Genomic DNA, 11,638 nt, shown 5'->3' with positions numbered 1-11,638 from the left:
GCCGGGCGGCAGACGTCGCAGTCGGCCCGCGGCGTCTCAGGCCATCCGCGTGCTGCTCACCGGGTCGCCCCCGAGCCCCGCTCTGCACCTGGTGGCGGCGACGCTCGGAGAAGCCGAGGTGCGACGGCGCCTGGACGCCGGTGCGGATGGCCTGAACACAGGCTGGTACGTCGAAGGGCGGACACACGATGTGTGTCCGCCCTTCGACGTACGTGGTAGCGGGGACAGGATTTGAACCTGCGACCTCTGGGTTATGAGCCCAGCGAGCTACCGAGCTGCTCCACCCCGCGTCGGTGAGCCTGAGTCTACGGCACGATCCGGTGATCACAAACCGGATTCCTGCGCGGCCCGTGCTGGCGGGGTCAGCGGGGTCAGGGCCTGGAAGGCGCGGCGGGTCTGTGGTTTAGCCGGGACGTTCTCGGCCTGGCCGCGTCGAGGGTCTCGCCGAGGGTGAGGTGGTGCAGGTACGCGGTGGTGGCGCTGCCGGAGCCGGCAGCGAACTGCCACCAGAACTGGGCGGTGTCCATACGGTTGGTGACGAACAGCAGGCTGCCGAAGACGAGCGCGCCTTCGGGGTGAACCTGGTCGGAGTTGATGAGCCGGCCGAGGGAGCGGCCGGCCTGGGGTGCGTTGAGGACGAGGGCAACGGCCAGGTCGAGTTCGTGGAATGCCTGCTCGTGGTCGGACGGGAAGGGGGCCGGAGCCGCCGTGATGTGGGCGGCTGCGGCAGGCGGCGCGGTGCTGGTGCAGGTGAAGACCCTGGCCTCGGAGGCATCCGTGTGGGGCGATTGTGTTCGGTGCCTGCTGGGGCGAGGGCGCGTTCGCGCGCCGGCGGGTTGCCGGTGCGCGAACGCCCTCGCGTGGTGTTGCGGTGGGTTGTCTGCGCGGGTGTGTGCGGGTCAGTACTGGGTGGTGGCGGTGACGCCGCTGAACGCGGTCCTGCCGTAGAGGCTGAGGTAGCGGTAGCCGGCTGTCGAGTTGGTGACGGTGATGTTCTGGGTGCCGGTGCTCTTGGTGGAGGAGGCGGTGTGGGCGGTGTTCGAGGCCCAGGTGTCGGCGTTGTAGTAGAGATAGGCCGTGCCGGTGCCGCCGGTCGTGGTGACGTCGAGGGTCACGGCGCCGGCGGGCATGTAGATGCACAGCCGGTCCAGGCGCGGGAGTAGGTGCACCAGTACGATCGCAGCGGCGGCCGCCAGCTGCTCGGGTCCTTGTCGGCCTTCGCCCGGTTCGAGGCGGCGGAGACCGCGACCAGCTAGGTCGGCTGCCGGCAGGTGAGCTCGGCCGCGGGCAGGGGCAGCGATTCCGGCAACCGGATCGGTGCGTGGTCCAGCAGGAGAACGCCCTCGCTGTCCCGGATGGTGAGGGCTTCTGCGGGCAGGGCCGCGAGCCGGGTGAGCTCTTGGCCGAAGAGGTAGTGGATGGCGCTGCGGTGCGGAGGTCGAGCGGGAGCCGTACGGCACAGAACTCATGCCGAGATCGAACTCAGTGCACTCTCATTTCACATTGCGAGATCCAGAGCAATCGACACGACTCGGCCAGTCGGTCGTTTCCGCAGGTCAGCGAGGCGCTGACCTGCGGAAACCTCCGAGACATCGCAGTGGCCTGGGAAGGGCAGGGCTTCGCGCCCGTCGCCCCGGACGAGCTGCACTACCAGGACACAGGGGCACGACGCTCCTCGTTCCAGTCCTACGCCCAGGCGGTCGACTGGAGGGATCGGGGCCACGTGGAGCGGGCTCTGCTGGTCTTCGAGGAGCTGATGCGGGTCGCCCGGCGTGATGAGTGGCAGGGCAAGTGGCTGGAGGACCTCACCGTCCCGCTGGAGCGGTCCACCGCGACCTCTCCGACGACCCCGCCGGCGCCATCGGTAGCGCCAAGCAGCTGATCGAGGCCACCGCCAAGACAGTCCTGCGCGAACGCGGCCTGCCCGTCGACGAGAACGCCAAGATGCCCGCCCTGATCAAGCAGGCCCAGAAAGCCCTCGCTCTGGACGCCTCCGCCGCCTCAGCGCCTCGCCCGCAGTACAGCATTCGGCCCACCAGTGCTCCACCGAAGACGACCTCGCCCACGCCGACCAGCGAGGACTGGATGGCCAGCGCCGTGCCGAACGGGCCATGGTGGCCACCGCCGCCAGCAGCAGCGTTCTCACAGGGGGCCCTGGCCTCAGGCTGGCAGTGCGCCGAAGGTGGCGTTTAGAAGGCTCGCTAAAGTTGAGTGCCACCTTATCAAGAAAGCTTTTGTGGCGCTATAACTTTCTCGTCGAGGTGCCCGGGCGGGAGAACAGGGCTGGGCAGGTCCGGCGCCATGCCGTCCGTGGGCACCCGTGACCGTTCACGACTGTGAGGAGCTGATCCCCCTTGCTGATGCGTACCAACTTCCCTGCGCGACCTCGACCGGCTCTCCCGCCCCCGCAGGATCACCATCACGGCCAAGGTCGAACGCGAGGCCATCTCCGTCTGACCCCGGCGGCGCGGCCTGGACGTTCGTTCCCAGTCCCTGCCGCGCCGACCGGCCGCCGCCCTGCCGGGTGTCGCTCGCCTGCACCGGCGAGCACCCTGGGCGCCAGCGGACCCGTTCGTATGGGCCCGGACCCACCTTCCGGTCCGGGCCCGTACGGCGGGTCGCCAGCGGGGTGCCCGGCGTGGTCCACGGCCGGCCGCCCTTGCCCGGGTGCGGTCGCGTGCGCGGCCTTGGGCGCGCACGGTTGAACCATGGGGATCGTGGTTCTGCTGGAGCTGGTTGAGCCGTTGGACGCGCGCATCCTGGGGGTGGGCGGTGATCCGGTGGACGTCCTGTCGGTGCGCCGGGTCCACGCCGCTCTCTCGGATCCGGATGCCCCCGATGGCCCGGGGCCTTCGACCGCGTGCGGAATGGACACCGGCGCGATGGTGGTCGAGCGATGGAGCCCGGAACGGCCGGGGCAGGGGTGGCATCCGCCGCGTTGGGCCGGATACGTCTGCCTGACCTGTGATGCCGCTGTCCGCGCCTTCTGATTCAGGAATGCGGCGGGCCGGCTGGGCCTATCGGGCCCGCGGCGGACTGTCATCGTCGTGGGGGGTGTCGATGGCGTCGCGCAGGGCGGGCAGGTCCGTGATGGCGGCCTGTTCGGCGAAGCGGGCCAGAAGCCTACGGAGGCCCCGCTCGTCCCGGTCTCGGACTGCTTCGCCTATGGCCGCCGCCAGCGACGCCTGGGTATGGGGGTCGGGGGTGCGCACCTGCCGCGCGGCCTGCGGCCCTTCCACCGCTCGCCTCCCGTTCACTTGTGGTCCTGGCCGCTGGGCGCGGCGTCTCCCGTCCTTGCACGGCTGCGGCGACCGGCCGCCCCACCCCGTGCGGGGCGAAGACTACCTCCCCAACCGGCACCGAAAAATCTATGCCCGCCGGAGTAGACATTGCCGCGCACCGTGGTTAATGTTTCTCTCGTAGACGAGGTCAGCGGTACCCGCCAGACACGAACTGGCGGGCAGCAGTACAGAAGTTCGCAGGTAGGAACGGTTGCAGGGTCCTGAAGCCAGGGATGGTGCAGGACGGCGACGGGACTGGCGGCCGGGCCAGGTGGCCCGCAGGCATCAGGGGTCGCCACCGAGCGGTACCGCAGTTCGGTAAGCGCAGTACCAGCAGTGTGAAGTCGAGTTGGGCAGTACCAGCAGTCGAAGTACGCGGTATCCCGGTGAAGGCGCCCAGACTGCGGGCGCGCGCGCTGGGAGTCCGGCAGTGGGGTTCCAAGCCGAGTGGTTAGCAGGACGGGCGACGGGGCTGGCTGCCGGACCCGGTGGACCGCAAGGACCGCCACAGCAGCACCGAGTGGTTGGCACTACCACGCAGTTCGAAGTACAAGCAGTTCCGCAGTACCAAGCAGTTCGCAGTACCAGGCCAGTACAGAGGATGAATGGAGGGGACAGAGCGCCATCAGGATCGCCCGGCCCGTGAGGAAGTCGCCCGGGCGGAATCCGAAGACCCCAAGGCAAGGACGGTGGTTTCCGGTCACGCATACGCGATCCCCGCACACCCCCTCCCCCGGGGCAGTGCGGATACAAGGAAGCCGGCCACAAGGCCGGCAGATGGTGTAAAACCCTTCGGGGCCCCGGGAGCCGAAATGGCCCCGGGGCCCCTCAGCGCGTCCCCGGACACAACAACAAGAAGAGGTGCAGTGACCACGGCAACCATTCGACCGCATACCCCCGACTCCCTCGACGACGACGACTACCCCGCCTACACCATGGGCCGCGCCGCCGAGATGACCGGCACCACCCCTGGCTTCCTGCGAGCCCTCGGCGAACACCGCCTCATCACCCCCCTGCGCTCCGACGGCGGCCACCGCCGCTACTCCCGCTACCAACTGCGCATCGCCATGCGCGCCCGCGACCTCGTCGACCAGGGCACCCCCATCGAGGCCGCCTGCCGCATCGTCATCCTCGAAGACCAACTCGAAGAAGCCCTGCGCATCAACGAAGAGCTCCGCCGTTCCCCGCGCGGCCAGGAGTCCGCCGCCGACACCTGACCCGCCTGCCAGGCCGACGAGACCGGTCCGCGGTGAGCGACGGGCGCTCACCGCAGGCCGCCCCGGGACACGACTACCCCTCAGTCCCCGATCGCCGGCCGACCGTTCTCCAACGGCCAGGCTGCCCAACCCCCTGTCTCACTGGCGCGGACCGGTTCCAGGCGCCCGGACCTTGACTCGGGGGGCGCTACGGTGGGGTTGCGCTGCCGAACGCGGGTCGTCAGGCAAGTCGCCCGCTTTGCGGGCGCCCCGGCCCGCCCGAGACCGGGGCTGCGAGGAGTACTCGGTGGCGGTCCCCGCGGAGTCCGACCCCCTGCCCTCGACATCCGCCTGCGATCGGGGACCGGCGCCCTGGTGTTCGACGCGATGGGCGACCGGGACCAGGACAGCGGCCGAAATGCTGAACGCCGTCGCGGACAGCGCCCTGGGCACGCGACTGCCGGCGCGTCGGCGCCGGCAGGGCGGGCCTAGAAGCTGAGCAGGCCGATGGCGTGGCCGTCGGGGTCGACCACCGGCCACGTGTCCAGGCCGCGGGCGCGCATGGCGGCGGCTGCGGTGTCGGCGGGCATGTCGGCGGTGGCGAACGGGGCCTGGTCGAGGACGATGTCGCGCACAGGGGTGCGCTCGGTGGCCTGGGTGCGGGTCTGGAACGGGGCGAGGTGCATGCGGGTCAGCAGCCCGGCGCAGCGGCCGTCGTCGTCGCGGACCAGGAGGTGGTCGGCGCCGGAGCTGTGCAGGATGTCGATCGCCATGTCGACCATGACGTCGTCGCTGATCTGCAGCTCGGGGTGTCTCATGAGGTCGCCGACCGTGGCGGTGGTCGCGGGGTGTTCGAGGGTGAGGGTCATGGGCGGACTCCTTGGTGTCGGTTTCCGCCGGGGCCGGCGGTGGTCGGGGCCTCGGCGGTGGGATGGCCGGCGGGGTCCGCCGGAGCGGGCCGGGACTCGTGTTTCGCGCTGGTGAGTCGTGTGGGCCTGGACCGCGGCGGCGGTCCAGGCCCACACCTGCCTCCTAGGCGGCGAGGGCGACGCGCCTCGGTGCCCGGCGGCGGCCGGAGGAGCCCTGGTTGTCGCGGCCCGCGCCGGTCGCGCGGGTGTCACCCGCCGCGTGGGCGGGGCGTCCTCGACGGTTACGGCTGGTGGACGGGCTGCGGCGGGGGCGTTCGACGACGGGGGCGGCGATCACGGTGGGGATGCCGGTGGGCACGCGGGCGCCGGTGATGCGGGCGAGGTCCTCGTCGCCGGCGCTGACCCTGGTGGTGACGGGGGTGATGGCGGCCGTGGTCATCATGCGGGCCATCTCGCGGCGCTGGTTGGGCAGGACGAGGGTGACGACGGTGCCGGACTCGCCGGCCCGGGCGGTGCGGCCGCCGCGGTGGAGGTAGTCCTTGTGGTCGCTCGGCGGGTCGAGGTTGACGACGAGGTCGAGGCCGTCGACGTGGATGCCGCGGGCGGCGACGTTGGTGGCGATCAGGGCCGTGACCTGGCCGGTGCGGAACTGCTCCAGGGTGCGGGTGCGTTGCGGCTGGGACTTGCCGCCGTGCAGGGCGGCGGCCTTCACGCCGTTGGCGAGCAGGTCGTCCACCAGGCGGTCGGCGCCGTGCTTGGTGTCGATGAACATGATCACCCGGCCGTCGCGGGAGGCGATGTGGGCGATCGTGGCGTTCTTGTCGTAGTTCTGCACGTGCAGCACGTGGTGTTCCATGGTGCTGACCGCTCCCGCGGACGGGTCCACCGAGTGGGTGACCGGGTCCTTGAGGAAGCGCCGCACCAGGCGGTCGACATTGCGGTCCAGGGTGGCGGAGAACAGCATGGTCTGGCCGCCTTCGGCGACCTGCTCCAGAAGCTCGGTGACCTGCGGCAGGAAGCCCATGTCGGCCATCTGGTCGGCCTCGTCGAGCACCGTGATGCCGACCCCGTCCAGCCGGCAGTCGCCGCGCTGGATCAGGTCCTTGAGCCGGCCGGGGGTGGCTACCACGACCTCCGCCCCCTGGTTCAGGGCGTGGGCCTGGCGGCCGATCGACATCCCGCCCACCACGGCCGCCATCCGCAGCCGCACCGCGTGGGCGAACGGGGTGAGGGCGTCGGTGACCTGCTGCGCGAGCTCGCGGGTGGGGACCAGCACCAGGGCCAGCGGGCGGCGCGGCTCGGCGCGCCGGCCGGCGGTGCGGGCCAGCACCGCGAGGCCGAACGCGATGGTCTTGCCGGAGCCCGTCCGTCCACGTCCGAGGACGTCGCGTCCGGCCAGCGAGTTCGGCAGCGTCGCGGCCTGGATCGGGAACGGCTCGGTGACGCCCTGACGGGTCAGGGTGGAGAGCAGGGCCTTCGGCATGTCCAGTGCGTCGAACGCCTCGACGGCCGGCAGCGCCGGGGTGGTGCTCACCGGCATCGCGAACTCGCCCTGCGGAGAAGAACCCTGGCGGCCGCCACGGCCGCCGGCGGGCCGGTCGCCGTAGAAGGAGCTGCCGCCGGAGCGGGAGGAGGACGAGGAACGGGAGTTGGCGTTCTGGTACGGGGAGCGGCTGGAGCGGTTCATGTGAGACCTTCCTGGGGCGGCACGTCGCGAGGAAGCTCCGCAGCGCGGGGCGCCGGCAGGAGGCCGCAAGGAACGGGCCGAAGTGTGGAGTGCGGGGCGTGGACGGTGGAACCGTGCGGCACGTCACCTTGAGGTCGGCGCTCGCCGCGGAGGGCGGGAGCGGAGAACCTCGAACCGCGGGGTGTCACGGCAGGGCGGCGATCCGGACGCGGCGCTGTGCGTCTCGCGTGGGGATGGCCGCCGGTGGCGGAGCCAGGGGGCCGGAATCAGCCGGGGAAGCGCGTCGTGGCGCAATGCCGAGGGGCCCGCACCGGGCATCATGTACGCGGTGCGGGCCCCTCGCTACCAGGCGGGTGCCGTGGCAGAAAAACTACAGCGGACGAATGTTCTCGGCCTGCGGGCCCTTCTGGCCCTGCGTGACGTCGAACTCGACCTTCTGGCCCTCGAGCAGCTCACGGAAGCCGTTGGCGTTGATGTTCGAGTAGTGGGCGAAGACGTCAGCGCCGCCACCGTCCTGCTCGATGAAGCCGAAGCCCTTTTCCGCGTTGAACCACTTCACAGTGCCATTAGCCATAAAGAAATCTCCTTCAAGGGGCTGTCCGAAGCCCGCACAGCGCGCGCTTCGAGTCGCCGCGATGAGCACCCACCCGGGGAAGAGCCGGGAAACAAAAAGGCGCCTGCGAAACATCAGCAGGCGCACACAAAGTTCATGGGAACCACTACTGCAACTAAAGCGACTCTAGCAGGCCCAGGCCCGTCGCGGGTGGATATTTCACCCCCACTTCTCCGGGAGCCTTCCCCCGGGGCCGTCGGCCGCGAGGCGACAGGACCACCAACACACATGGAGAGTGGCCTGGTTGAGCGATCACCCGTACTCCTTCGGCGCCGACCACTCGCCTTCCCCGGGGAAGGCGAGTCGCGCGGGTGCGCAGCGCCTGCCCTGGCCGCGCCAGACCCGTGAAAGCGACGCACCACGCCCACCGGCGCCATCCGGGGGCGCGCTGGACGGCTTGCGCGAAATTCCTGTCGTAGCTCCGAAATTGAGTGCGTCGAGAAGTCCCGCTCCCGCGACTTTCGGCGCATACTGCAGGGAATGACGAAATCTGCAGCAGTCCGCCGTGTCCTGCCCACCAGTCCCTTCAAGGCCCGGATCGAAGCGCCGCGCAAGCACTTCGCCGTCGGCGACCGCGTCACCCACGACACGTACGGCCTCGGCCGGGCCATCGGCGTCGAAGGCGACAGCGACATCGCGGTACTCGTCGACTTCGGATCGCGGCGGGAACGCATCACCCAGCCCTACGCCGCGATGTTCAGACTCTGACCCAGGGCGCACGCGGCTCTCCGCCGAGTGTGCCGCGCGTGTGCGGACCCCTGCGGTACGCCCCTGGCTCGCCGCGTCGGCACGCCGTCCAGGGGACGCGCACCCCGATCGGGTCGAACGGGAATCCGCAGCTCCGGCCCTGTAGCCTCGCCGGCCATGGCTGGAACAGCATGTGACGAAACGTCAAGGGCGGCTGGCTGCGGGCTGGGCAGGCGATAAACTCTGCGCGTGGATGACAAACATCTGTTTGAGTCCGTCTGTGCAGTGCTCTCCCTCCGAGGGTTCGAACTGGCGCCGCCCCAGGTGGCCGGGCTCTGCGCCCGGCGGCGTCCGGGGATCGGCCTGGTGCTGGAATGGAGCCCGGGCCAGGACCTGATCGGACCGACCCTCCACGCCTGCCCGCATCCCGCCGACGCCGCCGGGCGCACCGAGTTCCGCGGCATCCGCGGCGCGCTGATGCTGGCCCTGGCGGAGGTCCTCGGCTCCGAGGGCTTCACCGTCACCGCCCTCGGAGCCGACCTGCTCGTCACCGCCGGCCCGTACGATCCGGGCGATGCCCCGACCCTCACGGCTGCTCTCAACTGCCCCGCACCACGACGCAGCCGATCGGCGTGTCAGGTCGCCGCCATGTAGCGCCGTGCCGTGCAGCAGGCGCAAGGCCCGTGGTCGCCGTGGCCGCTGCCCCGGCCCGTGGGCGCCGCGGAGGCCGTGTCCTATTCTGGTGGGCATGTCGAACCCTGACGGGCTGCTCGTCGACATCGCCGCGATGGTCGAGTCCGAGCACAGCAATCAGATGTCCCTGACCGTGGTGGTCCCCGGCGCGGTGATCACCGGCAGGCTCGCGCCGGTGACCCTGTGGTTGGATCGGGTGGCGGAGGTCCTCCAGGCCTCGGAGCACCTGAAGCCGTTCGCCGCTCTCTTTGCCCCGCCCGCCGACGGCCCGCCCGCACGGCCCACCCATCTGCATCTCCACCGGGCGAAGATCCTTCAGGGCGACTTCGGGCTGCCCCACACCGGCGGCATGTACCGCATCGCCATCGAGGATGTCAGCAGCTGGACGGTCGGGGACCTCAGCTACTCCGATTCCTGAGGACCACGGCAGGCCGAGCGGCCGCCCGGCTCGACGCCCTACGTCCCCGCTGCAAGGAGTCGCTGAGCCTCGAGCGGGGTGTCGTGACCGCTGGCCCGGGTGTCGGGGTGGAGCCGCTGACGGCCCCGGCCGGAGAGACGAAGGGCACAGCGGGCAGGCGGAAGGCGCCGGCGCCCCGGGCGGTGCCGTCCATCTCCGAGCGGACCATCCCGAGGACGCGCCCGGCGGCGTCCAGCCCGGCCGCGCCCTCCAGTCGCCACGTCTTGTGCCGCGCTGCGGTGTTGCCGTCCGGGGCGACGGCCAGAGCGTGCAGCGCGAGGCCGTCCCCGATCCGGCCCCTGCGGCGTGGCCGTGCGGCTGGAGGGAGCTGTGGCCGGGTTGCCGGTCCGGTCAGGTGTCCGCGGCGGGTTCCTGGTGGTGTTGGGTGCGGCGGAGTTGCTCGTTGATGCGCAGGGCTTCTTCGAGTTGGTCTTCGAGGATGACGATGCGGCAGGCGGCTTCGATGGGGGTGCCCTGGTCGACGAGGTCGCGGGCGCGCATGGCGATGCGTAGTTGGTAGCGGGAGTAGCGGCGGTGGCCGCCGTCGGAGCGCAGGGGGGTGATGAGGCGGTGTTCGCCGAGGGCTCGTAGGAAGCCGGGGGTGGTGCCGGTCATCTCGGCGGCGCGGCCCATGGTGTAGGCGGGGTAGTCGTCGTCGTCGAGTTTGTCGGGTGTGTCGGGGCTGGCCGTTGTAGTCACTGCACCTCTCTGGTTCTCGGGGAGAACGCGTCGAGGGGCCCCGGGGCCGTGTCGGCTCCGGGGCCCCGAAGGGGAACAACACCATCTACCGGCCTGGGCCGGTCCTTCTACTTCCGCACTGCCCCGGGGGAGGGGTGTGCGGGGATCGCGAATGCGTGACCGGAAACCACCGTCCTTGCGTTGGGGTCTGCGGTGTCCGCCCGGGCGAGTGTTCACGGGCCGGGCGATCCTGATGGCGCTTGCGCCCTCCGTTCATCCTCTGTACTGAACTGTCACTTTCGTACTGCTGGTACTGCACCTGCTGAACTGCGTCCTGCTGGTCGGTGGCCGTGACGGCCCACCCGGTCCGGCAGCCCGGGCCCGCCGGCCGCCCCGCGTCTGCGGTGGCCTGGAACCCCACTGCCCGGACTCCTCGGCACGCGCGCCCGCAGTCTGGGCGCCTTTGCCGAGGTCCTGCTTGTCTGGCGACTGCCGGGTACTGCACTCACTGAACTGCGCACTGCTCGGTACCGCTGGTGGCGGCCCCTGATGCCTGCGGGCCGCCCGGTCCGGCAGCCAGTCCCGTCGCCGTCCTGCGCCTGCCTGGCTTCGGAACTCCACTGCCGGACCGAACTGCGAACTTCGGTCCAACAACCCAGGCCAGTTCGTGTCTGGCCGGTATCGCCGACTGCTGTCTACGAGAGAAACGTTAGACCCACCCACGAGCAATGTCTACTCCGGCGCGCATAGATTTTGCGGCACCCGTGTGTGAGGTAGTCTTCCGCTGCGCGGCGGCGGCAACCCCCCGAGCCGCCGCCGTGCGCCCGAAGAAACGAGCGACACACCGCATGGAGGCGGCAGTGGAAGAGCTGGTGCCCACAGCACCAGAGACGGCCCGGAACGGACAGGCGGCCCTGATCGAAGCGATCACCGAGGCCGTGCGCAACGGTGACGACCGCCCCGTCCGCCGGCTGCTGGCCCGCTTCGCCGAACAGGCCACCATCGCCGACCTGTACGCCCTGCGCGACGCCCTCGACACCACCCGCCCATCCGGCGACCACGGGCAGAGGTGACTCCTGCCGGAACGCACTCGCGACCCTGCCCGGCCAGGCGTTCAGGTCGACCCCGGGCCTGGCGTCGCGGCTGCTGCGAATTGCGCGCTCGCCCTGGCTGGCCGGTGCGAGGGAGCGGGTTCCGCAGGCCAACTGGCTCCGGCACCGTGCCCGTGTCGGCCGGCGCCCGGCACGGCTGGGCCGTTCGCACCTGCCCGAGGTCGATGTCGCGGCGCACCACCGTGGCGCCGGACTCGAACCGGGCGCCCGGCGGGGGCGGTCGGTCTCTCGTCGTCGGTCAGCGCTTGGAGGCCGACGCTGGCCGGATTGAACGGCCCGGGGGGGGGGGGGCGTCGACCCTAGTGTGGTGGGGTGGGGGTGGGGGGGGGGGGAGGCAGCGGCGGGGGCGACAAGGGGGGTGGAGC

13 protein-coding genes and 1 tRNA gene are annotated in these 11,638 nt (G+C 71.0%); 8 read left to right on the top strand and 6 right to left on the bottom strand.

All coding sequences use genetic code 11. The annotated features are described in order from the left end of the window. Positions 1–49 precede the first annotated feature (49 nt). Positions 50–235, top strand: coding sequence for a hypothetical protein (locus tag ACFVGO_RS03595; RefSeq protein ID WP_380554429.1), 186 nt, complete (start codon positions 50–52; stop codon positions 233–235). On the opposite strand, the gene ACFVGO_RS03590 is transcribed toward ACFVGO_RS03595, so the two are convergent. Both ACFVGO_RS03590 and ACFVGO_RS03585 read right to left on the bottom strand, forming a co-directional pair. Further along, positions 214–290 (bottom strand) — tRNA-Met (locus ACFVGO_RS03590). The two genes, ACFVGO_RS03595 and ACFVGO_RS03590, sit on opposite strands and share 22 nt — an antisense overlap. A 609-nt stretch (positions 291–899) precedes the next feature. After that, positions 900–1,169: a pre-peptidase C-terminal domain-containing protein gene (locus ACFVGO_RS03585; protein WP_380357445.1), complete on the bottom strand. Its 270-nt coding sequence runs from the start codon at positions 1,167–1,169 to the stop codon at positions 900–902. Between the two features lie 428 nt (positions 1,170–1,597). Between ACFVGO_RS03585 and ACFVGO_RS03580 the strand changes: the two genes are divergently transcribed. From ACFVGO_RS03580 to ACFVGO_RS03570, 3 genes are all read left to right on the top strand, one after another. Then, a complete protein-coding gene (locus ACFVGO_RS03580; protein WP_359913440.1) occupies positions 1,598–1,882 on the top strand; it encodes a hypothetical protein in 285 nt (94 codons plus the stop codon). Between the two features lie 826 nt (positions 1,883–2,708). Continuing rightward, a complete protein-coding gene (locus tag ACFVGO_RS03575; protein WP_359913437.1) occupies positions 2,709–2,990 on the top strand; it encodes a hypothetical protein in 282 nt (93 codons plus the stop codon). Positions 2,991–4,216: 1,226 nt separating this feature from the next. Then, a complete protein-coding gene (locus tag ACFVGO_RS03570; RefSeq protein ID WP_359913448.1) occupies positions 4,217–4,498 on the top strand; it encodes a MerR family transcriptional regulator in 282 nt (93 codons plus the stop codon). 467 nt (positions 4,499–4,965) lie between these two features. Here the strand turns inward: ACFVGO_RS03570 and ACFVGO_RS03565 are convergent, their stop codons facing one another. From ACFVGO_RS03565 to ACFVGO_RS03555, 3 genes are all read right to left on the bottom strand, one after another. Further along, entirely contained in the window at positions 4,966–5,346 is a 381-nt protein-coding gene (locus ACFVGO_RS03565) for a CBS domain-containing protein (RefSeq protein ID WP_380630773.1), read from the bottom strand. Positions 5,347–5,509: 163 nt separating this feature from the next. Continuing rightward, entirely contained in the window at positions 5,510–7,033 is a 1,524-nt protein-coding gene (locus ACFVGO_RS03560) for a DEAD/DEAH box helicase (protein ID WP_359913432.1), read from the bottom strand. Positions 7,034–7,403: 370 nt separating this feature from the next. After that, a complete protein-coding gene (locus tag ACFVGO_RS03555) occupies positions 7,404–7,607 on the bottom strand; it encodes a cold-shock protein (RefSeq protein ID WP_099897249.1) in 204 nt (67 codons plus the stop codon). Between the two features lie 519 nt (positions 7,608–8,126). Between ACFVGO_RS03555 and ACFVGO_RS03550 the strand changes: the two genes are divergently transcribed. The 3 genes from ACFVGO_RS03550 to ACFVGO_RS03540 all read left to right on the top strand — a co-directional run bounded on the left by ACFVGO_RS03550 (position 8,127) and on the right by ACFVGO_RS03540 (position 9,444). After that, positions 8,127–8,354 (top strand): hypothetical protein, encoded by a 228-nt coding sequence (locus ACFVGO_RS03550; RefSeq protein WP_380630772.1) that lies wholly within the window; start codon positions 8,127–8,129, stop codon positions 8,352–8,354. Positions 8,355–8,582: 228 nt separating this feature from the next. Next, positions 8,583–8,987 (top strand): hypothetical protein, encoded by a 405-nt coding sequence (locus ACFVGO_RS03545; protein WP_380357436.1) that lies wholly within the window; start codon positions 8,583–8,585, stop codon positions 8,985–8,987. 94 nt (positions 8,988–9,081) lie between these two features. Further along, the gene (locus tag ACFVGO_RS03540) at positions 9,082–9,444 is read left to right on the top strand and encodes a hypothetical protein (RefSeq protein ID WP_359913424.1); all 363 of its coding nucleotides are present in this window, start codon (positions 9,082–9,084) and stop codon (positions 9,442–9,444) included. A gap of 390 nt (positions 9,445–9,834) precedes the next feature. On the opposite strand, the gene ACFVGO_RS03535 is transcribed toward ACFVGO_RS03540, so the two are convergent. Then, entirely contained in the window at positions 9,835–10,116 is a 282-nt protein-coding gene (locus ACFVGO_RS03535; protein ID WP_371522889.1) for a MerR family transcriptional regulator, read from the bottom strand. Between the two features lie 917 nt (positions 10,117–11,033). Between ACFVGO_RS03535 and ACFVGO_RS03530 the strand changes: the two genes are divergently transcribed. Continuing rightward, positions 11,034–11,234, top strand: a complete 201-nt coding sequence (locus ACFVGO_RS03530; RefSeq protein ID WP_371519662.1) for a hypothetical protein — start codon at positions 11,034–11,036, stop codon at positions 11,232–11,234. The last annotated feature ends 404 nt before the right edge of the window (positions 11,235–11,638 follow it).

Origin of the sequence: Kitasatospora sp. NPDC057738, from assembly GCF_042798815.1 — a bacterium.
GTDB classification, from domain to species: Bacteria; Actinomycetota; Actinomycetes; order Streptomycetales; family Streptomycetaceae; genus Kitasatospora; species Kitasatospora lactacystinica.
The sequence above is the reverse complement of the archived record's forward strand: the minus strand, read 5'-3'. Positions and strand labels throughout refer to the sequence as shown.